The organism is Streptomyces sp. NPDC046712 (genome assembly GCF_040645695.1).
Lineage (GTDB): Bacteria > Actinomycetota > Actinomycetes > Streptomycetales > Streptomycetaceae > Streptomyces.
Genome location: NZ_JBEYYW010000010.1, coordinates 120,282 through 141,667, shown reverse-complemented (window position 1 = coordinate 141,667; position 21,386 = coordinate 120,282). Strand labels below are relative to the sequence as shown.

Below are 21,386 nucleotides of genomic sequence, written 5' to 3'. Positions count from 1 at the left end.
GGCGCCAAGGACCTAGAAGGTCAGGTTCCAGGCGTCGATCCTGCCGGTGTCCTGGTTGGCGTTGTCGTTCACGCGGAGCTTCCAGACGCCGTTCGCGACCTCGGAGGAGGCGTTGACGGTGAAGGTCTGGACGATGTTGTCCGTGCCGCTGCCGGTCCGGTTGTGCACCGTGTACACGGTGCCGTCCGGGGCGACCAGGTCGACCTTCAGGTCACCGATGTACGTGTGCTTGATGTCCACACCGACCTTGAGCGTGGCCGGCGCGTTGCCCGTCACACCGCTGACCGTGATCGGGCTCTCGACCGTGGTGTTGTCGGCGATCGCGACGTCGGTGAGGTTCTCGAAGTACGCGCCGGGCGGCGGGGTGGAGCCGCCGACCGCCTTCAGCGCGTCGACCGCGCCCTCACCGAAGAAGCCGTTCTTGGTCGTGGTGCCCGTGCACCGGGTGTCCGAGGGGCACGCCCGGTCCGTGGCCTGGACGCCCAGCTGGTCCCGGATCTGCGCCGGGGTGAACGCCGGGTTCACGCTCGCGATCAGGGCCGCGACGCCCGCCACGTGCGGGGAGGCCATCGACGTGCCGTTCATGTTGCCGTACTTGCCGCCCGGAAGCGTCGAGTAGACGCCGGAGGCGCCGTCGCCGCCGGGGGCGGCGATGTCGATGACGCCGTTGCCGAAGTTCGAGTACGAGGCCTTGGCACCCCCGTTGCCCTGCGCGGCGACCGTCACGACACCCGGGAGCTCGGTCGGGATGTCGATGCAGGCGTTGGTGATGGTGCGGGTGACCGGCGTGGAGTCGTTGGGGCTCTCGCTGTCGGTCGTCTTGTTGGCCAGGTCGTAGTTGGAGTTGCCGGCCGCGGCGACCTGGAGGGAGCCCTTGCCCTCGGCGTACGCCTGGGCGCGCTTGACGCCCTCGATGATGGCGGCCTGGTCCACGTTGTTCGGGCAGTTGAACTGCCACGGGTCCGTGTAATAGCTGTTGTTGGTGACCTTGAAGCCGTGGTCACCGGCCCACATGAAGCCGCAGACGGTGTTCTCGGCGAAGAAGAGGCTGCTCGTCGGCTCGGCGATGCGGACCGAGGAGATCTTCACGCCCGGCGCGACACCGATGACGCCCTTGCCGTTCTTGGCCGCGGCGACGGTGCCGGCGACGTGCGTGCCGTGGGTGCCGACGTCTCGCCAGGCGCCGGCGCGGGTGTCCGCCTTGCCGTAGGCGCAGGAGACCGAGTCGGCCGCGTTGAAGTTGGGCGCGATGTCCTGGTGCTGGTCGTCGACGCCCGTGTCGAGGATGCCGACCTTGACGGAGGCCGAACCGGTGGTGACGGCCCAGGCCTGCTCGGCCTTGATCTGGGTCATGTCCCAGCGGTTGGACTCGGTCAGCGTCGTCGGCGTCTGCGACGGGTTCGCGGGGAGCGCCGGGTTGTACGCGTCGGCGGGGACGTCGGAGGTACGGGTGGCGCCGACCTGCTGGACGCCGGCGACCGTACGCATCGTCGAGGCGAAGCCCGTCGACGTCGAGTGGGCGACGACGACGCCGATGGCGTCGTAGGAGGCGAAGACCGAACCGCCGTTGTTCGCGACCGCGGTGCGCACGGCCGTGGTGTCACCGGGAGCGGTGATGACCAGGTAGGAGCGGGTGCCGGCGGCCCAGGCGGCCGGGGCCGCGACGGTCGCCCGCGCCGACGCCGAGGCGCCGGCGGGCTCCGGGGTGGTCGACTCGACGGCCTGGGCGGGCGCGGCGAGCGCGACGGCCGCGCCGAGAGCGGCGGCGGCCGCGACCGAGAGTCTCAGCCGGCTGGATATGTGGGAAAACAATGCGTCCTCCGATGGCCCGGTGGCGCTGGTGGCGCCGGCCGGGCCGTGTGATGTGTGGGGTGGACGCAAGATCCCAGACGAAGTGGTGCGGAAGGAAGCCTTCTGTCCGACAAGCCTGTTGGCGTTACAGAGTGTTGACCTGACGGGACGTCGGTCGGGGTGGGTTTACGCCGCGATGGACCGCTTCGTTCCGGGGCCGGTCGTGCCAGGCGTCGCGGACCCGGCCGTGATCCGCCGGACAGGCCCTGGCTCGGCGGGAATCCCCGGCCAGGCGGCTATCGTGGGCGCCGTGCGAGTGCAGCCGGGCGGGGACGACGCAGTGCGTGGAGTCGGTCACCGGCCGGCCGTCGGGGACGCCGCGTGAGAGTGCTGACGCCCACCGGGCGGGTCCGCCGTCTCCGCCGGCGGATCACCGCCCTGTTCGCCCTCACCAGCGCCCTGGGGCTCGTCACGATGACCGTCCTCGCCGTCCGCAGCGACGACGCTCGGTGGCGCGAGCAGCTCGACCGGTCGATGAACCTCGACACCACGCAGGCGATCAGCCTGCTCTCGTACGACGCGGACGACCGGCTCGACACCCGCGACCTCGTCGATACCGTCGACGCGGGCTGCCCGCCGCTGACGGTGCTCTCCGTGCCGCGCGACGGGTCCTCGGCGCCGGTCGTCGACTTCGCCCCGGACGACCCCTGTCTGGCCGCCCGCCCCGCCGATGTCCGGGCGGCCGCGGAGGACGCCGTACGCCTGCAGGACGTCGTCGCCGTCGACCGGCGCGCGGTCGACGGACGGCCCGTTCGGCTCCTCGCCGAGCCGTTCTTCGCGCCCGACGCCGAGGGCACCGACGCGCGGGACGGTGTCGTGGTCACCGTGTACGAGACCACGGTCCCGCTGACCGAGCACCGAAGGACGGCCTGGCTCCTGACGGGCGGCTGCGCGGTTCTGGTCTTGCTGTCGGCGGCCGTCGGCCATGTGCTCTCCGGGCGGGCGATCCGTCCGGCGCTGACCGTGCTGGGGCAGCAGGAGTCGTTCCTCGCCGACGCGGCCCACGATCTGCGAACCCCGGTCGCCTCACTACGGATGCTCGCCGAGACCGCCCTGCGCGGTGACACCGACAGCACCGACGTGCTGCGCCGCACGATGCGGCTCGCGGACGGCATGGGCGGACTCGTCGACGGGCTGCTGACCCGCGCCCGGCTGATGAGCGGGGCGCAGAGTCTCGCGCCGGAGCCGCTGCGCCTGGACCAGCTGGTGGAGGCGGTGGTCGCGGACACACCGGCCGAGGGGCACCGGGTGACGGTACGGGCCGCGGAGACGGTGGTGGTGGCCGATCCCGAGCTCGTGCGGCGCGCCGTGGCGAACCTCCTGGGCAACGCGCTCGCGCACGGCCACGAGCCCGGTGTGCCCGCCGACGTCCTGATCGAGGTGACACGGGACGGCACGGTGACGGTCGAGGACGCCGGTCCCGGGCTGCCCCCGGGCGTGGCGGACGCGCTGTTCGAGCGGTTCCGCAGCGGGTCGGGGTCGACCGGGCTCGGTCTCTCCATCGCGTCGTGGGTCGCCCACGCCCACGGCGGAAGCCTCTCCGCCGGCCGGGGAGAGCGCGCCGGCGGCGCCCGCTTCGTTCTGCGCCTGCCCTCCGCTCCCGCCCGTCAGTAGAGGCGCGGGGACATGACCTGCGGCTCGACGCCGGGCACTTCGAGGACGCAGCGGGGTACGCCGGGACCCGGTGCCGCCCGGACCGTCGCCGCTGTCGGGGGCTCGGTCGGCAGCTCGATGTGCACGGTCACCGGACGGTCGGCGCCAGTCGTGGCGTACCCCGTCTCCTTGCCGTCGACCAGGACCTCCACCACGGCCTTGTGGCCGGTCTGAACGGTGACGCTGACCGAGTGCCCCGCGTGGTCGATGTGGAAATGGTGGCGTCGTCTCATGGGGTCGCCTCCGACCGGGTCGCCGTCCACGCCCCCAGAACCAGCGTAGCCATCCGGCACGGGCCCGGCCTGGCCTGGCCGGTGCCCCGTGCGGCGGTACGGGCCGCGCTCCGGGCGGCGTCACCCGAACAGCCGTCTTCCAGGCGTGCAACCACCCCTCCGTCCGGTGCACTGGAGAGGCAATCGTCCGCCGAGCATGGAGACGACCATGTACGAAATGCACGTCGGCATAGCGCCCCGTGACGGGGTCTTCGTCTGGCACGTGGCCGCCATGGGCACTGCGACCGCCCTCTGTGGGCAGTCCCTCCACGAGGAGCCCCTCGAGGAGCGTGAGAGGACCGACCGTCACTGCACCCCCTGCATGAGCTCGTTCCAGGAGCTGATGAACGACCGGAACTGACGACGTCGACAGGCCGTCGCGGACCCGGCCACGATCCGCCGGACAGGCCTAGACCCCGAGGCGCTCACGTACCGCCGTCAGCGTCGGGCGCTTCCCGGCGCGTTCGCGGGAGTGGCGGTCCAGTTCCTCCATGAGGCGGCGGCCGCGGTGGTCGAGATCCAGTTCGTCGAGGATCCGGTCGATCTCGGCGAGCAGCGCCCCATGGAGCTGCCACTGCCGGGCGTCCTCCAGGACGCCCCGGAGCAGCAGGTCCGCCGCGTGGTCACGGACCGCACGGGCCGCGACGAGCTCGCCGGCGAGGCGCTCCTCGGCGGCGTCGGCGTCGGCGCTGGCCTGCGTGGTCACGAGGACGGCGTAGCTCACGAGGGTGTCCGCGACGCGTGCCAGGAGGTCTTCCAGCGCCAGCGCCACTTCTCTCGGGAAGAGTTCCTCCTCCCTGCGGTGCTTGGCGAGGTCCGCGAGCGTGCGGGCCAGGACGCGCAGGACGACGGCGCAGATCTCCAGGGTGTCGAGCCCGGTGCGCAGGACGACACGGTGCAGGAGCCCCTCCTTGACCCGCGGATTGAGGCGGAGGCTGTCCTCGGCCTGGCGCAGCGCCGCGTCGACGTCGGCCACGTCGTTGTCGAGCCGGCGCGCTTCGTGCAGCCGCGCCACGTGCCGGCGGGCGGCGATGTGGGCGGCCTGGGCGGGGGTGGTGAGCCCCTCGCCCATGAGGAGCAGTAGCTGTCGCATCCGCCGCGCCAGGTCCTCGATGGACTCACCCGCCGGGGCGACCCAGACCGGCGGGACGAGCAGCACGTTGAACAGCAGGCCGACGACCGCCCCGATGAGCGTTTCGAGAACCCGGTCCCAGGCCGTGTTGGTGACCTGGGTGACGCCGAGGACGAGCATCGCGCTGATCGCGACCTCGGGTACGAACTCGTCGACGCGCGCGAACCGGCCCACCACCAGCGAGGCCAGGATGACCAGCCCGAGACTCCACCAGGTCAGCCCGACCAGGGCGCTGAACGCGATCGCGATGATCACGCCGACGACCACGGAGTTGACCCGGCGGATACCGGTGGTGAGCGTGGAGTAGAGGGTCACCTGGACGACGAGCAGGGCGGTGAGCGGCGCGGTCAGCGGGGCCGGCTCGCTGCTCAGCTGGAGCGCGACGACGTAGGAGATCGTCGCCGCGGCGGTGGACCGCAGGGTCTGCACGACGGCCGGGTCCCTGCGCCGCGCCAGCAGGTCGGCCACTGGTTGTCGCATCGCACCGCGCACGAACGTCACCCTGCCAGGCTTTCGCACCCGCGGCGGCTTCGCACGCCGTACCGGGACGGCCCGCCGGAATGGCGATCTCGTCGGGGGTACGGTGGGATGAGAACGATCACGCGTCCACGACGGATGGATGAAGGTTGTGTCGACCTCGAGCCATGCGGTGTCCGGCGCCCCCTGTTGGGTCAGTCTCATGGCCCGCGACCTCCGCGCCGCCGAGAGCTTCTACGGTGCCGTCTTCGGCTGGGACTTCCGGCCCACCCGATTGGGCGAGGAGTTCTCCGTCGCGCTGAGCGACGGGGCGCCCGTCGCCGGGATCGGGGCGCTGGCGCCACGCCTGGCGGTGGCGGTCGCCTGGACCCCGTACTTCGCCGTCGACGACGCCGATCTGACCGCGTCCCGCATCCGGGAGCGGAGCGCCACCGTGGCCGTCGGACCCCTGCGGTTCGGTACCGGGCGCGCGGCGCTCGCGTCCGACCGCGAGGGCGCCGTCTTCGGCATCTGGGAGGGCGAGGTGATCCCCGACTGGAGTGTCGGCAAGGGCGGTGCGCCGGCCTGGCTGGAGCTGCGGACGAGGAACGCCTTCGACGCGGCGATCTTCTACGCCGAGGTGCTGGACTGGGCCGGCGAGCGGCCCGGCTGCTGCCAGGTCGCCTACGAGGACGACCACGTCGTGCTGAGCCACGGGGGCATCACCGTCGCACGGCTGTACGGCGGCGCGGTGGAAGCGGCACCCGACCCTCAGGTCAGGCCGCGCTGGCACGTGCACTTCCGGGTGCCCGACGTCGACCTCGCCCTCGAGGCGGCCGGACGGGCGGGCGGGACCACCGCTTCGGCCGTCATGCCCTCGGGGAACGGCCGGTGCGTCACGCTGCGCGACCCGGACGGCGGACTCTTCACGGTGTCCGACAGCGTGGAGTGACCGCCGGGTGCCCGGCGCGGGCGGTCAGTCGCCGGCGTGCGCGGCCCGTCGGATCGTCGCGTCGAGGAGTGCCAGGGCCTGGTCCGCGGTGCGTCCCGGCGCACGGTTCCAGGGGCCGATCAGGCCGGTCCAGCCCTGGGAGCGCAGTTCGGTGACGATCCAGGCGGCGGAGCGGTTCATGGTGTCGGCGCTGCCGTAGCCGAGGCGGTGCGCGGTGAGCAGGGCGCCGCAGAGGCAGCGGGCGCCACGGGCGTCGCGCAGGCGGTACGGGCGGTTCTGCCAGCCCCACTCGACGAGGACGCGGCGGGCGTGGGCGAGGTGGGTGGAGGGGCGCAGGTCGGCCTGGCCGATACGGCGCCAGGCGTGCAGCCGGTCGGGCAGTACCGCGCCGAGCCGGCCGGGGAGCGGCCGTTCGGTGGGCGGGGGTGCGGTGAGACCGGCGAGGGCGGTGGCGACGAGCTGGTCGACGGGGGCGGAGAGCAGCCGGCGCCACTCCTCGGGGGCGGGTGTCACCTGGTCGGGTGCGGGTGCCGGTGCCCGTTCCGGTGTCAGGGCCGGTGCCGGGGCCGGAGCGGGTGCCGGGGCCGGAGCGGGTGCCGATGCCGGGGCCGGAGCGGGTGCCGCTTCGTCGGTGGTGCCCCAGTGCCGGACGATCTCCTGCCAGGCAGCGGTGTCGTACAGCTGGGCCGCGGCGCGGTCGACGGTGTCAGGGGCGAGGGTCGGCAGGGGCATGGGTGCTCCGGGCTCGGTGGATCTCTGACTCATCTGAATGTCGGCTTTGTCCCGTTCATTCTTGAGCGATCCACTCAAAAGTTACCAATCGGTATGCCGTGACTTCCCATGCGGGCGGCAGTAGAACTCGTTCCCATTCCACCGACAGTGAGGGACTCACATGGCTGTTTCACGCCGTGGATTCATCACGGGAACAGGTTCTATTCTCGGCGCCCTGACTCTCCCCGGACACGCCTTCGGATCGACCACGCAGGCCCGCATCCCCGCCCTGGTGATCGGCACCGGCTACGGCGGTTCCGTCGCCGCGCTGCGCCTCGCCCAGGCGGGCGTGGACGTGCAGATGGTCGAGATGGGCATGGCCTGGGACACCCCCGGCCCCGACGGAAAGATCTTCGCCAACACGACGACCCCCGACTACCGCTCCTTCTGGCTCCGCACCCGGACCAAGCAGCCGCTGAGCCAGTTCCTCGGCTTCCCGCTCGACAAGGACGTTCCCCGGCACACCGGCATCCTGGACGCCGAGGAGTTCGGCGGCATCACGGTCTACCAGGGCCGGGGCGTCGGCGGCGGTTCACTCGTGAACGGCGGCATGGCGGTCACCCCGCGCCGGGAGAACTTCGGGGCCATCCTGCCGTCCGTGAACGCCGACGAGATGTACGACGTCTACTACCCGCGCGCCAACGCCGGCCTCGGGGTGAACCACGTCGATCCCGCCTGGTGGGAGAGCGCCGCCTGCTACCAGTACGCCCGGGTGGGCCGTAAGCACGCCCAGCGCTCCGGCTTCCCGTTCGTCTTCGTGCCCAACGTGTACGACTGGGAGTACATGAAGCAGGAGGCGGCCGGGGCCGTCCCCAGATCCGCGCTCGCCGGGGAGGTGCTCTATGGCAACAACCACGGCAAGAAGACCCTTCAGAAGACCTATCTCGCGCAGGCCAGGGCGACCGGCCGGGTCACCGTCTCACCACTGCACAGGGTGACGTCGGTGACCCCGGCGTCCGGCGGCGGCTACACGGTCGTCATGGACCGGCTCGACACCGCGGGCAACACCACGGCCACCACGTCCGTCGTCGCGGACCGGGTGTTCTTCGCGGCCGGCAGCGTCGGCACCAGCAAGCTGCTGACCAAGCTGAAGGCGACCGGCGCGCTGCCCCTCCTCAACGGCGAGATCGGCCAGGGCTGGGGCGACAACGGCAACGTCATGTGCGGCCGCGCGAACCACATGTGGGACGCGACCGGAAAGCTCCAGGCGTCCATGCCGACGGCCGGCATCGACAACTGGGCCGCGGGCGGGGCGTTCGCCGAGGTGGCGCCGCTGCCCACCGGCATCGAGACGTACGCCTCGTTCTACCTCTCGATCACCAAGAACCCGCACCGCGCCGCCTTCTCGTGGAACGCCGCCGCCGGCCGCGTCGAACTGAACTGGCAGACCGCCTGGAAGCAGCCGTCCATCGACGCCGCCAAGACCATCTTCGACAAGATCAACGCGAAGGAGGGGACGATCTACCGCACCGATCTCTTCGGCGCGTACAAGATCTGGGGCGACCACCTCACGTACCACCCGCTCGGCGGCGCGGTGCTGAACCGGGCCACCGACAACTACGGCCGCCTCCACGGCCATCCGGGTCTCTACGTGATCGACGGCGCTCTGATCCCCGGCAACACCAGCGTCAACCCGTTCGTCACCATCACCGCGCTCGCCGAGCGGAACATCGAGAAGATCATCGCCACCGACCTCTGAGGTCACTGTGTGGGAAGCACACACACCGCATCGAGGCCAAGCACCCGGTTGAGCCGCCCGAACGCCAGCCAGGAGCCGATGCTCATCGTCAGCTCCACGATCTCCGCCTGGCTGTAGTGCGCGGCCATACGAGCCCAGAACTCCTCGTCGAGACCATGATGATCCAGGGCGTACCGCTCGGCGTACTCCGCGGCCAGTCGCGTGCGGTCGTCGAAGGCATCGGTGGTGCGCCACTGGGTCACCGCGTCCGCGAACGGCTCCTCGACCTTCTCGCCGTCGCGTTCGGTGCGCCAGTCGAGGCAGAACAGACAGCCGTTGATCTGCGCGATGCGCAGCCGCGCGGCCTCGAACTCGCGCAGCCCCAGGGTGGTGTGGGCGTAGACGGACAGGGAGAAGTTCGAGGCGGCCGTCCCGATCTCGGGGACGATCTCACCCCACACGTACTCGATCGGGTGCCTGCCCTCGGGGACGTCGATCCTCATCTCTGCTTCCTTCCGAGTGTGCCGACTGCGGGCCGCAGCGGGACGTCCAGCGCGTCGTACAGGCCGGGCTTCGCGTCCACGAGCCAGTCGACGGCGTTCACCAGCCGCCCGACGGCGGTGGCGTTCCCGCCCGCGGAGCGGTTCTCGCCCTCGTCGCTCGCCTCCACCGTGACCTCGATGCGCGGGCGTCCCTCGACGATCACCCGGTGCGCGCCCGTGCCGTCGGGCGGCGTCGGCCAGTCGGGGGCGCAGGAGGGGTGGATCCGAGTGACGTGCTCGATGACGATGCGGGGTTCGCCTTCGACGATGCCCTGCACCTCGAAGCGCACGGCGCCCTGGGTGCCGGCCTCGAACACGCCCATCGTCCGGGTGGTGACGGTGGTGTCGAGGGCGCGCCGCTCGAGGGTCTCGCGGATCTCGTCGAGTTCGACGCCGAGGGCCCGGGCCATGAGCCGGATCTGACCGCCCCACACCATGGTCGGGATCGAGGGGGCGAGCATCAGCGGCTCGTACTCCATCGGGTGGCCCATGCCGACGAGGTGGCGGACCGAGTCCTCCTGCTCGTACGTGGAGTAGTCGAAGATCTCCTGGCAGCGGATCGCGTCCACGGTGGTGCCGAGTCCGCTGATCAGCAGAGGCAGCACATCGTTGCCCCACCCGGGGTCGACGCCGGAGACGAACAGCGAGCCGCCGCCCTCCGCGACGGCGGCGAGCACCGGATCGCGGAACTCCGGCGGGGCGCTGCGCGGGTCGTAGAGCGGGTAGAGCGCGGGGGTCACGACCACCGCTCCCCCGCGGACGGCCCTGACGACGTCGGCGAGCGCCTCGTCGGGCCGGATGTCTCCGGACGCCGCGTACACGACGGCCCGGGGGCGGGCGGCGAGCACGGCGTCGATGTCGTCGGTCGCCGCGACACCCAGGGCGCGGTCGAGTCCGGCCAGTTCGCCCGCGTCACGGCCGACCTTGGCGGGGTCGTGGACGAGGACGGCGGCGAGTTCGAGCGCGGGGTGGGCGTCGACGGCCCGCAGGGCCGCGCGGCCGACGTTTCCGGTACCCCAGACGACGGTCGGAATCATGCGCGGAGACTAACCTGACGGGCCGTCAGTTTCTAGGGGTAGGGCGGCCGCAACCCATTCGCAACCCCGGGCCGTGTTGGCTGGGTACGCCGACCGACCGGGAAGGGGCCGCAGATGGATCGATCCGAGGCACGTGTGGAGCTGACCCCCGCCGCCGCCGAGCTGGTGCGGCGGCTGCGGGAGCTCCACGGACCGCTGATGTTCCACCAGTCGGGCGGCTGCTGCGACGGCAGCGCCCCCATGTGCTATCCGCACGGGGAATTCCGCACCGGCGGCTCCGACGTGCTGCTCGCCTCCCTGGACGTCGCCGGCGTCGCGGAGCCGGTCCCCTTCTGGATGTCGACGTCCCAGTTCGAGGTGTGGAGCCACACCCGACTCATCGTGGACGTGGTCCCGGGGCGGGGCAGCGGCTTCTCCCTGGAGGCCCCCGAGGGGGTCCGTTTCCTGATCCGTTCCCGCCTGATCGGTTCCTAGCCCAGGGGAGCGACGGCGGTCACGCTCCGTCACCGAGCGCGGCGCGCCCGTGCTGGCTAGCGTGGGTCACGGCAACCCCATCGAGAACCGTCATCGATCGGAAGAGAGTCACCGTCATGGCCGCACGACCTGAAGGCACGCCGCTCTGGCTCGACGCGATGTTCACCGACGTCGAGGGCGCCAAGAGCTTCTACGGCGAGGTGCTCGGCTGGACCTTCGGCGAAGCCTCCTCTGAATTCGGCAACTACACCCAGGCCTACAAGAACGACAAGGCGGTCGCGGCCGTCGTCCCGCCCATGCCGGGCCAGGACGCCCCGCCGCAGTCGGCCTGGTGTCTGTACTTCTCCTCGCCCAATGTCGCCGCCACGGCCGAGAAGATCAAGAGCAGCGGCGGCAACGTGGTCATGGAGCCGATGCCCGTCGGCGACTTCGGCTCGATGTGCCTGGCGCAGGACCCCGCGGGCGTCGTCTTCGGCGTCTGGCAGCCCGGCACGCACACGGGCTTCGAGCTGGAGGGCGAGACCGGCAGCTTCGCGTGGGCCGAGATCTTCACCCGGGAGCCCGCGAAGTCGGACGCCTTCTTCACCTCGGTCTTCGGCTACAACTCGAAGAAGATGCAGGACGAGCAGGTCGACTACAAGGTCTTCGACCTGGGCAGCGAGAGGCCGGTCCTCGGCCGGATGACGATGACGCCGGAGGACTTCCCGGCCGAGATCCCGTCGTACATCCAGGTCTACTTCGCCGTCGACAACTGCGACCAGGCCGTCGAGAAGGCGGAGAAGCTCGGCGGGCAGAAGGTCTTCGGGCCGATGGGCAGCCCCTTCGGACGGTTCGCGGCCGTCGTCGACCCGCAGGGCGCGGCCTTCGCCGTGATCGACCTCAAGACCACCGAGGGCGAGATGCCCGAGATGGTCTGAGCACACGCCCGACGGCGCCCGGGCCCTGCGCGGCCTCGGGCACCGTCGCGTCTCAGGCGCCGTCGCGGACGGCCACGTTGAACACGCCGATGCACGCGGCGCCGTCGGGCACGAGGCGAACGGGGCCCAGTCGCTGTCCGAGGCCACGCGGTACCGGTGAATCGCTTCCGGGCTCGCATGCCTTGGGCGTTACAGCAGCAAGGCTTTCCGCTGAGACGTGGCCCCGCCCCCGCTGCATCACGGCGGGGGCGGGTTCGAGTGCGCTGCAGCCAGCAAGCGCGGATAGATGCTCATCACTGTAGGAGCGGGCACTGACAACGCCGGAAGGGTTCAGGCGGGTGAGGTGCCGCCGTGGCTCACCGAGCAGCCCTTCGTCGCCGAGATCCTTGGCAGATGACCTCCTCATTCCCAAGTAGAGGCACGAGGCGGTCGAGGGTGATGTCGTGGCCGCCCAGCCAGCCGGGTAGCCGAACGCTTTCTGTGCGGCGGCGAGGCGGCGGTAGGGGCGCCCGCTGCGAGGTTCGCTGTCACGGGCGCCACCTCCAGCTAGTTGGTGGGCACAGCCCATTCCTCGGGGATGTCGAGGCCCTGCGGGGCGTAGACGACAGTCTGCGGCCGGCTGTTGCCGGGGACGGCGAAGACCAGGTTGCCGCGGACGCACTTGCCGGGGGCCAGTTTCGTCTCGTAGGGGAACTCGGGCTTGGGGAAGTCGTCGTAGGTGGTCGAGGAGGGCTCAACGCGGGCCCCGTCGGCGTAGGAGAGCGTCCAGGGCTCGGTACTGCCGAGGAACGTTCCCTTGGTGCTACAGACCTTCAGCTCCACGGCGGCCCAGACGTAGCCGGGGGTGCCGAAATCCTCAGCGGCGGAGCCAGCGGAGCGGATGCCCTGCTTGTAGCCGAGCACCGTGGTCATGCCGCTGATGTCGTCGCCCTCGGTGTCTTCCCATTCGAAGACACTACCGAAAGCCCTTGGCGTGGCTGTGGTGGGCTCGGGCGTGGGTGTGGGAGACGGCGAGGCGGAGGTGGCCGGTGGGGTCGTCGAAGCGCTGCGAGCGGCAGGCGGTTCGCCACAGGCGGTGAGGGTGAGGAGCAAGCCGGCGGCGAGCGTGGCCGTAGTGGTGCGGGTGCGCATGGTCCCCCCAGGACGTTGCGTGATGAGAGATGCTCATCATGCGCCCCAAGTCGGGAGGAGCGGAGCCGCAGTCTCCGTTCTGTGATCTATGCGGCCTTGGGGCGCCGCTGCGGCATCTGCCGGTAGTGGACAAGCTTGGTTTCAGCTGCTCTGCCTGGCGTTCCAGTACACGGGACGCGGTCGCGCTGGGTGTGCACCGGCCGCCGCCGACTCACCCCTTGGGGAGCCGGGCGAGGAGCGAATGGGAATGCATCGGGATCGAACCTTCAGGGGGCGCGCAGGACGTTGTCGGGGGTCAGTCCGGCGAGCTTGTCGGGGTTGACCTGGAAGCGCAGGTTGTGGATGCGGCCGTCGCCGATGTCGAAGGAGAGGGCGCCAACCGTGTGCCCGTCCAGGGTGGCCAGGATGCCGAGTTCGCCGTTGATGACGGCCGTCTCCATGGTCAGGGCGGCCAGTTCGGGCTTGGCCAGGAAGCCCAGGAGCCAGCGCGCGACATGGTCGATGCCGTGGAGCGGGCGACGGGCCGCGGTGACCTTGCCGCCGCCGTCGGACCAGGCGGTCACGTCCGGGGCGAGCAGTTCCATCACGGCGTTCAGGTCGCCGCCCGCGCAGGCATCCATGAACTGGGCCGTGATCTGCCGGCGACGGTCGGGGTTCGTGTCGAAGCGTGGGCGGCGGGCCTGCACATGGGCGCGGGCGCGGTGGGCGATCTGACGGACCGTCGGCTCGGGGCGTTCGAGGGTCTCGGCGATCTCGCTGTGCGAGTAGCCGAAGACCTCGCGGAGCAGGAAGACGGCGCGCTCCACGGGGCTCAGGGTCTCCAGCACGACCAGCATGGCCGTGGAGACGGAGTCGGCCAGTTCGGCCTCCGAGGCGATGTCCGGGGACGTCAGGAGGGGTTCGGGGAGCCATGGACCGACGTATGTCTCGCGGGTGGCCCGCGCGGAGGTGAGGCGGTTCAGGGAGAGGTTCGTGACCGTGCGCACCAGGTAGGCCTTGGGGTGGCTGATCGCGTCGCGGTCCGTGGTGCTCCACTTCAGCCAGGCGTCCTGCAGCACATCCTCCGCGTCGGTGACGCTGCCCAGCATCCGGTAGGCGGTGGCGAACAGCAGCCTGCGGTGTTCGAGATACGGGTCCTGCCCGGCGTCGGCGTCGATCACCGGCTCATGCTGCCGGCGCCGCGATCCGGACGGCAAGGCGCGGATCACGGCGCCGGCGGTCGCCGTACCGGTCATGCCGCGGGCCTCCGGGTGGCACGACCGCCCCTGGAGACGATGGTGGTGACGTTCATGCGCCTGCTGAACCGGTACGTCTTGAGCGGGCTTCCGCTGACCATCTCCTTGTACACGACGGCGCTGCGGCCGGTGAGGCACTGGCTGCGCGGGGTGAAGTCGGTCCTGGTGAACTGGATGACGGCGTCGCGGCGGCCGAGGCTGACCGGCTGGTGGTAGTAGCCGAAGCGGAACGGCTTGACGGCCTTGCCGCGGACCAGCCGCGCGATGGTGTCGGCGGTGTACTGGGCGGTGGGCAGACCGCTCTGGCAGGAGCCGTGGAGCTGCCCCCAGGCAAGGCGGACGGCCGCGGCGTCACCGATGGCGTGGATCTCCGGGTGCGACACCGACCGCAGCGTGGCGTCGACCAGGATCAGGCCGCGGTCGTCCGTGGCGATCCCTGCGTCGGCGGCGAGGGGCGACACCTTGACGCCGGCGGTCCACAGGCAGGCATCGGAAGGGACGATCCGACCGTCGGCCAGCTCGACGGCGTCGGGCAGCACCTTGGTGACGCGGGCGCCGGTCTCCAGGGTGACGCCGAGGCGGTCCAGCGCACGGTGAAGGTGGGCGCGGGCCTTGGGGCCCATCATGCCGCCGGGCTCGTCCGGGCTGATCAGCGTGACACGCAGACCGGGGTGGCTCTCCGCGATCTCGGTGGCCGCCTCGATGCCGGTCAGGCCGCCGCCACAGACGGTGACCGTGCCGCCGGTCTCGCCGAGCTCGACGAGCCGCGCGGCGAACCGGTCGGCGATCTCGGGGGTGTTGAGGGTGTACGCGTGGGTGTCGGCGCTGGGGGCCTTCCCGGTGTCGGTCGAGCTGCCCAGCGCGTAGACGAGCGTGTCGTACTCGAGGGACATGGCGCCGTCGACGGTGATGCGCCGGGCCTCCGGGGCGACGGCGGTGGCGCCCTGGACGAACCGGACGCCGGTACCGGTGAGCAGGTCGGGGATCCGGTGGTCGGCCAGCTCCTGCCCGGCGGCGATCTGGTGCATCCGCAGCCGCTCGACGAACCGGCTCGAAGGGTTGACCAGGGTGATCTTCACGCCGGTCCGGCGGGTGCGGTGGGCCAGCCGGATCGCGCTGGACATACCCGTGTATCCGGCGCCGAGAACGACGACGTGGTGGCCGTTGGTCATAGCGATCTCCCAAGGTCGGGCACCGGCTTCGGTACCGGTGACGCCCATGGGACAAGCGACCCGCACAGGACGTGACAGCCCTTCTATGTGACCCACGTCACACGCGATCGACTCCGGCGGGAGTGGGAAGCAGGGTCTTGATCATCTCCCGGGCGCTTCCCACTCCCCCTGTCTCATCCGCCGTCGCGGACGGCGATGATCCCGTTGAACACGCCGACGTACGCGGTGCCGTCGGGTCCGAGGGTGATCGGGGCCCAGTTGTTGTCCCAGGCCGCGCCTGTGCCGGTGAACCGCTTCCAGGCACGCTTACCGGTGCGGAAGTCGACCGCCGTGAGGTACCAGGCGTCGATGCCGAAGGCGTTGGGTTCCTTCTCGTAGAAGTACAGCAGGCCGTTGGCGGTGGACAGCTTGGGCACGGTGGAGGGCGAGCGGACGTCGCTCTCCCAGACGGTGTCGCAGCCGCTGCCGTCGGACCGGACGTCGACGCGGGTCGCCCCGCCGACGACGCTGCGGCCGAAGGTCAGCGTGGTGGGGTTCTCGTAGCCGTAGTTGTTCTCGACCACGAGGCTGTTGCCCCAGCTGATCAGGGAGTTGTCGGTGGTGGAGGCGCCGGAGCCGAAGACCGGGACCTTGCAGACCAGGCGCTCGGCCTCCGGGACGTCGGCGCCGCGCCGGTAGACGAGGACGTTCATCCGGTCATCGGCGTTGTCGGTGATGGCGACGTACTCGGCGCCGGCGCCGAAGAGATCGGGGGTGGTGCCCGAACCCTGGTTCACGGAGCCGGGTTTGGTTCCGGTCCCCCGGTCGTACGTCTGGCGCCACTGGATCCGCGGGGTGCCGTCGGCATCGGCGCGGAAGCTGTAGAGCGCGTGGTCGGAGACGATGGAGACGCCGTCCTCGGCGACCGAGAACGAGTTCTGGATCTCCTCCCCCTCCAGCCGGACCGAGCGCAGCGCGCCGGTGGCGGGATCGACCGTGCCGACCCGGCCGAGCCGGGTCACCCACCAGATGCGGCCGTCCCAGTCGGGCATGACGGAGGTGACGGGGTCACAGACGCCGCTCGGGAAGAGGTTGGTCCAGCTGACGCAGTCGTGCGGGACGAGCGAGGTGAGGTCCCAGTCGTCCTCGACGGTGAACTGCCAGCCGCCGTCCGCCTTCTGGCTGTGTGCGATACGGAGGATGTGCTGGCGGGAGTCGGCGAGCACCACCCGGTCGCGGTTGTCGAGGTAGAAGTAGGCGCCGCCGGAGGTGTCCTTGAAGATCTTCTCGAAGTCGAGGCGGGTGATGGCCTCGACGGTCGAGGAGCGCTGCGGCAGTCGGTACTCGGCGAGTGTGTCCAGGGTGCGGGGGTCGAGCAGCTTGAGCAGGAAGCCGGAGAAGGTGCCGCAGACGGTGAGGACGCGGCCGGCCGAGTCGAAAGTGACGGTGGCGCACTCGCCGCCGAGGGCGGCGATCTTCTCGCTGGAGACCTGTGGGTCGCGCCCGAGCGGCCCGGAGAAGGGATGGGTTCCGCTGCCCGCACCGTCCGCGTGCATCCCGCTGCGCCCGTTGGGGGCGAGGTACGGGTGCTGGGCGGGCGGCTCGCCCGGTACGGGTCGAGCGGTGGCGGGAGCGCCGTCGTAGTGGTCGACGAGCCGGTGGCCCGGGGCCAGCGGTATGTCGTCGGCGAGGGCGACGGGTGTGGCGAACGCGAGGGCGGTCGCGCTCACCGCGGCGATCAGGGCGAGCGCGCGGGCTCGTCTTCGGGGGGTGGTCAATGCGGCTCCTCGGGTGCGTACGTCGGTCGCGCCGGCGGCCGACGTTAGGCCCGAGTCCATGAGATGTACATGCAACTGCCCCTGGTTTCATGGGCACTTCATGATCGTGAAACGTTGCGGCGAACCGCGTCAGGGCTTGAGGCTGCTGACCACGTTGGCGGTGGCGGCGACCCCGTTCTGGATGGTCGGCGCCATGCTCGTGCCGGCGAGGAAGAAGCCGAGCAGGGCGCAGACCAGCGCGTGGGAGAACTTGAGACCGCCGTTGCGGAGGAAGATCACCGCCAGGACGAGCAGCAGAAGTACGACAGAAACGGACACGGCCATCGCCCACACCCTCCTTGCGCCGCGCCGGAATCGCGGCGTTCGGCGGCCAGTGTGGCGCAGCGGGGGCGCCGTCCGGCCGTACGGCATGCCTGCCGAACGGGTGACATTCCCACCGCGGCGGGTCATCCGCGGTGGACGAGCTCACGAAGAGGGCTCGGGCAGGGCGTCTCGCAACGCCCTGTCCAGATCCCCGGCGAGTTGCTTGGGGTCGGGGGGACTGTCGCCGAACAGCCGGCTCAGATGCGTGGTGAAGGTCTGGGTGAAGGCCCCGTAGTGCGGGGTGCGGGGGCGGGCGACGGCCTCGCCCTTCAGGGCGGTGAGCAGGGTGGTCCGCGCGTACAGCGGGCGCCCGTCCGCACGCGGCATCCGGTCCGCGCTCTCCGCCGACGGCGAGGTCGCGGAGGCGGCGGGGAGCCGGCAGGAGACCTTGTCCTCCGTGTAAGCGGACTCCCGTGTGGCGGCGAAGCCCGCGTCGAGCAGGCAGCGTTCGCTCTGTGGGTCGGTGAGGAACCTGATCAGATCTCGCGCCGCTTCGGCGCGCTTGCCGGTGGCGGACGTGGTGACGGCGAGGTTCTGGCCTCCGAGGACCGCCTTGCCGGGCAGCGGGGCGACTCCGAGCCGGTCCGGGGTGAGCGACTGGTGCAACGTGCGGTAGGCGTAGGGCCAGTGGCGCAGGAAGGTCGTTCTGCCGTCGATGAAGGCGGTGAGGGACGCCGCCTCGTCGGAACCGGTGGCGTCGGGGAGGAGGTAGGAGCTCTCGGTACGGGCGCGCAGCTCCTCGAGACCGTCCTCCAGGGCGCCCACGGTGGCCGTGTAGCGGCCGCGTTCGTCGGTGAGGCCGTCTTCGAGGACCGATGCGAACGCCTCGATACCGTTGACCGTCAGCCCTTCATACGGGGCGAGTTGGGTGGTCCAGCCCGCCGCGACGCCGGGAAGGTCGGCCTGTTCGACGGTCCTGATGAGGTCGCGTACCTGGTTCCAGGTGGTGTTCTCGTCGAGGCGGGTGTTCTTGTTCTGTACCCCGGCCCGCTCCAGATGGTCGCGGCGGTAGTAGAGCAGCCCGACGTCGGTGTTGAAGGGGACGGAGTAGGTCTTGTCGTCCCAACGGGCCGTACGGGCCACGGAGTCGATGACGTCGTCGTCGACGAGGCCCGCGTCCAGCTCCTGGACGAGCTTCGCCTCGGCGAACTCGGGGACCCAGGTGACGTCCAGGTTGACCACGTCGTACCGGGCGCTTCCGGACTGGAGGGCGCCGAGCAGCTGGCTGCGCTGCTGGTCGGCGGAGCCCGGAAGTTCGACCAGGCGTGCCTGGTGGGTGTTGCCCGGCCTGGCGTTCCACTCCTTGATCAGCCTCTCGCGGATGCCGCCCTTGCCGGTGACGTCCCGGCCGCTGGCGATCACGAGCGGCGCACCGGAGTCGGTCGCGTTCTCGGGCGGATCGCCGCCCTCGCCCGTGCACGCGCCGAGCGCGAGGAGACAGGCGAGGAGAAAGGTCGTGGTGCGGCGGGATGCGCGGGCGGTCATGTCCCCTCCCCTGTACCGGTTCTGCCGACCTCGTCCCGCAGCCCGGCGATGAGGTCCCCTGAGCCGTCCAGGCACCGCCCACCGCTCGCGGTCGCGATCCGCTCGTCGGGCCGGCCCTTGGCGCAGCCGCCGACGTCCAGTGACGCCATGACGACCGGCACCCCGGCCTGCCGCAGCGTCGTGAGCACCCCCTCCAGCCGGCCGCCGGTGACGTTGTCCTCGTCGTCCGTGACGACGACGATCAGCCGGGGCCGGTCGTCGCCGCCCGCCTTCACGGCGGTCACCGCGTCGCTCAACGCCCGGTACAGATCGGCCTCGTTGTCCTCGATCCGGGCCCCGCCGACGATCCTCTTCGCCTCGTCGCGGTTCTTGTGCGTGCCGAGGGCCAGCAGAGGCGTGTACGGGCGGGCGGCTCCGGGCTTCGAGGACACCGTCCACAGGCCGTACTCGTCCTGGCCGCCCAGACCGCCGAGGGACTGCTGGATGATCCCCGGACCGCCGCCGGGACCGTCCCACGAGGTCCTCATCGAACCGGAGTTGTCGAGCAGGAACAGCACCCGCCCGGGGCCGTTGGCCTTGCGGTACCCCTCCAGGGCGGCGTCCATCGTCTTGGCGTCGCCCGCGTCCGGAAGACGCCCGGGGTCGGCGAGCGCGCCGGCGGCGGGTGGCGAGGCGGGCGGGGAGGCCGGGGTCTGCGCGTCGCCCGGCCCGGCGCGGTAGCCGTCGCCCGTGAACACCGCCACTCCCTCCGGGCCGGTCAGCCAGACACGGAAGCGCTCGGCGGCATCGTCCCGGGCCGCCTTGTCCTGGTCACCGCCGTCCCAGTGGACCCGCACGAAAGGCAGCGTGAGCCGGGGCACGTCGGCCGGGTACTCCGCCACGCGGGGAGTCCGGGTCTGACGCCCGCAGCTCACGCCCGTCCTCAGCAGGTGCTCCGGCACGAGCGCGGCGGTCCTCGTGTCGACGGCGGCCACCTTGGGCAGTTCGCACAGCAGCGCGCGGCCGTCGGGCAGCGGCCGTCCGGGCGCCAGGCCCCGCTCCACACCCGCCGCGGCGCCGGGACGGTTCCCGTACAGGCCCACGGTGGCGAGCAGTCCGGAGTCGGTGTGTTCCGGGTCGCTCCGCGCCACGACGGCGCCTTCGGCGCGCTGGGTCAGCGCCTCGACGAACTGGGCGAGCGGGCGGCCGAACCGGTCCTTCTCCCAGCCCTCGGCCAGCTGGGCGGGGACTGCCAGCACCATCGGCGAGTGGACGAACGGCTTGTGCGCCGTCAGCTCCACCGACGATCCGCCGCCGCCGTAGGAGCGGGCACGGTCGACGGCTGCCGCCGAGCCGGGAATCCAGATGTCCGGCTGGGGGCCGATGTCCCGCTGGGGGTTGGTCTCGGTGTCGGGGTCCTGCCAGAAGCGCGAGGAGTCCCGGAAGGCGGCGATGACGTCGGCGGCCTTGGCGCCGTAGACGGTGATGCCGCTGCGCCGGCAACCGCCTTCCTGGTTGGCGGGCGACTCGAGAAAGGCGTTGACCGCCTTGCGTACGGTCGGCTCGGAGTCCGGGTCGGTGAGCAGTCTCAGTTCCAGGGGGGACGTGCACGTGCTCGTCGGCAGGGCGCGGTAGACGGCGAAGCCCACCACGACGGCCAGGGACAGGGCCAGGGCCGCCCAGGCCAGGAGGGGGACACGGCGCCATCGCCCGCGCGGCCGCGGCGGGATGGGCGGAGGGGGCGGCGGCGGAGGGGGCGGAGGCTCGTCGTCGGCGGCGGCAGCGAGGACGACGTCGGCGCCGTCGGCCGGACAGCTCTGGGGCACCCACGGGGTCGGCTTCTTGCGCAGGGTGGTGTGGTTCTTGGACATGTAGGCCCTGAGCGCGTCGGAGAGCGCGCTGAAGCTCACCTCGCCGCCGGCGCCGTCGACACCCTCCTCGAGCACGCGGACCAACCGGGCGGTGAAGGGTGTGGGCGTGTCCGCGTCCCCCGCGTCGATCCTGTCGTTCGCCTGCACGCAGGCGAGCAGCGAGATCCGCTCGCGATGGTCGGCGGGCAACCGGTTCCAGGCCGCCGAGGCGTTGCCCGCGTAGCAGCAGTCGAGGACGACCACCACCTGCTCGGCCCTTGACTGGCACAGGGCCGGGAGCACCTCACTCCAGCGGACGGCCTGCAGGAACGCCGGCGGATCTCCCGGCACGATCGTCGTACGGGGCATGGCGAGCCACAGTTCGTCCGGCTCGTTGTAGCTGGACACCAGGCCGTGGCCGGCGAAGTACAGCAGGAGCAGGCCGTCCGCACGTTCCCGGGCGCGCATGAGGTCCCGGAAGAACGGGTCGGAACCGGCCGGGCTGCTGGTGGTGATGTCCTCCTCGCGGAACACCCCACCCGTGCGTAGCGCCCGCTCCAGCTCCGTGCTGTTGTGCCGGACGGCAGCGATGTCGCCCAGCACGCCGGAGGGATCCGGCGGCAGATCGGAGGTGTACTCGGGCACCGTGACGAGCAGAGCGTGGTTCACCCTTCCGCGC

Annotated in this window: 19 protein-coding genes; 6 read left to right on the top strand and 13 right to left on the bottom strand. The window is 71.3% G+C overall.

Annotated elements, in window-relative coordinates; all coding sequences use genetic code 11:
• Nucleotides 1-12: 12 nt before the first annotated feature.
• Nucleotides 13-1,812 (bottom strand): S8 family serine peptidase, encoded by a 1,800-nt coding sequence (locus ABZ939_RS15950; protein WP_361854330.1) that lies wholly within the window; start codon nucleotides 1,810-1,812, stop codon nucleotides 13-15.
• A gap of 360 nt (nucleotides 1,813-2,172) precedes the next feature.
• On the opposite strand from ABZ939_RS15950, the gene ABZ939_RS15945 reads away from it, so the two are divergent.
• Nucleotides 2,173-3,465, top strand: coding sequence for a HAMP domain-containing sensor histidine kinase (locus ABZ939_RS15945; RefSeq protein ID WP_361854327.1), 1,293 nt, complete (start codon nucleotides 2,173-2,175; stop codon nucleotides 3,463-3,465).
• Here the strand turns inward: ABZ939_RS15945 and ABZ939_RS15940 are convergent.
• Nucleotides 3,459-3,737 (bottom strand): hypothetical protein, encoded by a 279-nt coding sequence (locus ABZ939_RS15940; RefSeq protein ID WP_361854324.1) that lies wholly within the window; start codon nucleotides 3,735-3,737, stop codon nucleotides 3,459-3,461. The genes ABZ939_RS15945 and ABZ939_RS15940 overlap by 7 nt on opposite strands.
• Before the next feature lie 208 nt (nucleotides 3,738-3,945).
• On the opposite strand from ABZ939_RS15940, the gene ABZ939_RS15935 reads away from it, so the two are divergent.
• Nucleotides 3,946-4,137 carry a hypothetical protein gene (locus tag ABZ939_RS15935; RefSeq protein ID WP_355109417.1) on the top strand — a complete coding sequence of 64 codons (192 nt, stop codon included), beginning with the start codon at nucleotides 3,946-3,948 and terminating at the stop codon, nucleotides 4,135-4,137.
• Between the two features lie 48 nt (nucleotides 4,138-4,185).
• Here ABZ939_RS15935 and ABZ939_RS15930 read toward each other — a convergent pair whose 3' ends face one another.
• Nucleotides 4,186-5,388 (bottom strand): aromatic acid exporter family protein, encoded by a 1,203-nt coding sequence (locus ABZ939_RS15930; RefSeq protein WP_361854321.1) that lies wholly within the window; start codon nucleotides 5,386-5,388, stop codon nucleotides 4,186-4,188.
• 199 nt (nucleotides 5,389-5,587) lie between these two features.
• On the opposite strand from ABZ939_RS15930, the gene ABZ939_RS15925 reads away from it, so the two are divergent.
• On the top strand, nucleotides 5,588-6,316 hold the full coding sequence (locus tag ABZ939_RS15925) for a VOC family protein (protein WP_361854318.1): 729 nt from the start codon (nucleotides 5,588-5,590) through the stop codon (nucleotides 6,314-6,316).
• A gap of 24 nt (nucleotides 6,317-6,340) precedes the next feature.
• On the opposite strand, the gene ABZ939_RS15920 is transcribed toward ABZ939_RS15925, so the two are convergent.
• Nucleotides 6,341-7,048 carry a hypothetical protein gene (locus ABZ939_RS15920; RefSeq protein ID WP_361854315.1) on the bottom strand — a complete coding sequence of 236 codons (708 nt, stop codon included), beginning with the start codon at nucleotides 7,046-7,048 and terminating at the stop codon, nucleotides 6,341-6,343.
• 160 nt (nucleotides 7,049-7,208) lie between these two features.
• On the opposite strand from ABZ939_RS15920, the gene ABZ939_RS15915 reads away from it, so the two are divergent.
• Nucleotides 7,209-8,786, top strand: coding sequence for a GMC oxidoreductase (locus ABZ939_RS15915; protein ID WP_361854313.1), 1,578 nt, complete (start codon nucleotides 7,209-7,211; stop codon nucleotides 8,784-8,786).
• Nucleotides 8,787-8,788: 2 nt separating this feature from the next.
• Here ABZ939_RS15915 and ABZ939_RS15910 read toward each other — a convergent pair whose 3' ends face one another.
• Together ABZ939_RS15910 and ABZ939_RS15905 are read right to left on the bottom strand one after the other, a co-directional pair.
• On the bottom strand, nucleotides 8,789-9,268 hold the full coding sequence (locus ABZ939_RS15910) for a carboxymuconolactone decarboxylase family protein (RefSeq protein WP_361854310.1): 480 nt from the start codon (nucleotides 9,266-9,268) through the stop codon (nucleotides 8,789-8,791).
• Nucleotides 9,265-10,344 carry a dihydrodipicolinate reductase gene (locus ABZ939_RS15905; RefSeq protein WP_361854307.1) on the bottom strand — a complete coding sequence of 360 codons (1,080 nt, stop codon included), beginning with the start codon at nucleotides 10,342-10,344 and terminating at the stop codon, nucleotides 9,265-9,267. The genes ABZ939_RS15910 and ABZ939_RS15905 overlap by 4 nt, the downstream gene beginning before the upstream one ends.
• Nucleotides 10,345-10,458: 114 nt before the next feature.
• Here ABZ939_RS15905 and ABZ939_RS15900 point away from each other — a divergent pair, with 114 nt between their 5' ends.
• Nucleotides 10,459-10,818 carry a DUF779 domain-containing protein gene (locus tag ABZ939_RS15900; RefSeq protein ID WP_361854304.1) on the top strand — a complete coding sequence of 120 codons (360 nt, stop codon included), beginning with the start codon at nucleotides 10,459-10,461 and terminating at the stop codon, nucleotides 10,816-10,818.
• A gap of 116 nt (nucleotides 10,819-10,934) precedes the next feature.
• Nucleotides 10,935-11,735, top strand: a complete 801-nt coding sequence (locus ABZ939_RS15895; RefSeq protein ID WP_361854301.1) for a VOC family protein — start codon at nucleotides 10,935-10,937, stop codon at nucleotides 11,733-11,735.
• A 546-nt stretch (nucleotides 11,736-12,281) separates the two neighbouring features.
• Here the strand turns inward: ABZ939_RS15895 and ABZ939_RS15890 are convergent.
• The 7 genes from ABZ939_RS15890 to ABZ939_RS15860 all read right to left on the bottom strand — a co-directional run bounded on the left by ABZ939_RS15890 (nucleotide 12,282) and on the right by ABZ939_RS15860 (nucleotide 21,376).
• A complete protein-coding gene (locus tag ABZ939_RS15890) occupies nucleotides 12,282-12,647 on the bottom strand; it encodes a hypothetical protein (protein ID WP_361854298.1) in 366 nt (121 codons plus the stop codon).
• 485 nt (nucleotides 12,648-13,132) lie between these two features.
• Nucleotides 13,133-14,026, bottom strand: a complete 894-nt coding sequence (locus tag ABZ939_RS15885; protein ID WP_361854592.1) for an RNA polymerase sigma-70 factor — start codon at nucleotides 14,024-14,026, stop codon at nucleotides 13,133-13,135.
• A 71-nt stretch (nucleotides 14,027-14,097) separates the two neighbouring features.
• Nucleotides 14,098-15,273 carry an FAD-dependent oxidoreductase gene (locus ABZ939_RS15880; RefSeq protein ID WP_361854295.1) on the bottom strand — a complete coding sequence of 392 codons (1,176 nt, stop codon included), beginning with the start codon at nucleotides 15,271-15,273 and terminating at the stop codon, nucleotides 14,098-14,100.
• Between the two features lie 173 nt (nucleotides 15,274-15,446).
• On the bottom strand, nucleotides 15,447-17,030 hold the full coding sequence (locus tag ABZ939_RS15875) for a hypothetical protein (protein ID WP_361854292.1): 1,584 nt from the start codon (nucleotides 17,028-17,030) through the stop codon (nucleotides 15,447-15,449).
• Between the two features lie 129 nt (nucleotides 17,031-17,159).
• The gene (locus ABZ939_RS15870; protein ID WP_352190023.1) at nucleotides 17,160-17,354 is read right to left on the bottom strand and encodes a hypothetical protein; all 195 of its coding nucleotides are present in this window, start codon (nucleotides 17,352-17,354) and stop codon (nucleotides 17,160-17,162) included.
• 141 nt (nucleotides 17,355-17,495) lie between these two features.
• Nucleotides 17,496-18,878 (bottom strand): extracellular solute-binding protein, encoded by a 1,383-nt coding sequence (locus ABZ939_RS15865; protein ID WP_361854289.1) that lies wholly within the window; start codon nucleotides 18,876-18,878, stop codon nucleotides 17,496-17,498.
• Nucleotides 18,875-21,376, bottom strand: a complete 2,502-nt coding sequence (locus ABZ939_RS15860) for a substrate-binding domain-containing protein (protein WP_361854286.1) — start codon at nucleotides 21,374-21,376, stop codon at nucleotides 18,875-18,877. Before ABZ939_RS15860 ends, ABZ939_RS15865 begins: the two co-directional genes overlap by 4 nt.
• Between the last annotated feature and the right edge of the window lie 10 nt (nucleotides 21,377-21,386).

What these genes read in the sequence shown, in the direction of transcription:
- ABZ939_RS15940 (WP_361854324.1), bottom strand. Translation starts at nt 3,737, where the DNA reads ATGAGACGACGCCACCATTTCCACATCGACCACGCGGGGCACTCGGTC.
- ABZ939_RS15935 (WP_355109417.1), top strand. Translation starts at nt 3,946, where the DNA reads ATGTACGAAATGCACGTCGGCATAGCGCCCCGTGACGGGGTCTTCGTC.
- ABZ939_RS15930 (WP_361854321.1), bottom strand. Translation starts at nt 5,388, where the DNA reads ATGCGACAACCAGTGGCCGACCTGCTGGCGCGGCGCAGGGACCCGGCC.
- ABZ939_RS15925 (WP_361854318.1), top strand. Translation starts at nt 5,588, where the DNA reads ATGGCCCGCGACCTCCGCGCCGCCGAGAGCTTCTACGGTGCCGTCTTC.
- ABZ939_RS15920 (WP_361854315.1), bottom strand. Translation starts at nt 7,048, where the DNA reads ATGCCCCTGCCGACCCTCGCCCCTGACACCGTCGACCGCGCCGCGGCC.
- ABZ939_RS15915 (WP_361854313.1), top strand. Translation starts at nt 7,209, where the DNA reads ATGGCTGTTTCACGCCGTGGATTCATCACGGGAACAGGTTCTATTCTC.
- ABZ939_RS15910 (WP_361854310.1), bottom strand. Translation starts at nt 9,268, where the DNA reads ATGAGGATCGACGTCCCCGAGGGCAGGCACCCGATCGAGTACGTGTGG.
- ABZ939_RS15905 (WP_361854307.1), bottom strand. Translation starts at nt 10,344, where the DNA reads ATGATTCCGACCGTCGTCTGGGGTACCGGAAACGTCGGCCGCGCGGCC.
- ABZ939_RS15900 (WP_361854304.1), top strand. Translation starts at nt 10,459, where the DNA reads ATGGATCGATCCGAGGCACGTGTGGAGCTGACCCCCGCCGCCGCCGAG.
- ABZ939_RS15895 (WP_361854301.1), top strand. Translation starts at nt 10,935, where the DNA reads ATGGCCGCACGACCTGAAGGCACGCCGCTCTGGCTCGACGCGATGTTC.
- ABZ939_RS15890 (WP_361854298.1), bottom strand. Translation starts at nt 12,647, where the DNA reads ATGACCACGGTGCTCGGCTACAAGCAGGGCATCCGCTCCGCTGGCTCC.
- ABZ939_RS15880 (WP_361854295.1), bottom strand. Translation starts at nt 15,273, where the DNA reads ATGACCAACGGCCACCACGTCGTCGTTCTCGGCGCCGGATACACGGGT.
- ABZ939_RS15870 (WP_352190023.1), bottom strand. Translation starts at nt 17,354, where the DNA reads ATGGCCGTGTCCGTTTCTGTCGTACTTCTGCTGCTCGTCCTGGCGGTG.
- ABZ939_RS15865 (WP_361854289.1), bottom strand. Translation starts at nt 18,878, where the DNA reads ATGACCGCCCGCGCATCCCGCCGCACCACGACCTTTCTCCTCGCCTGT.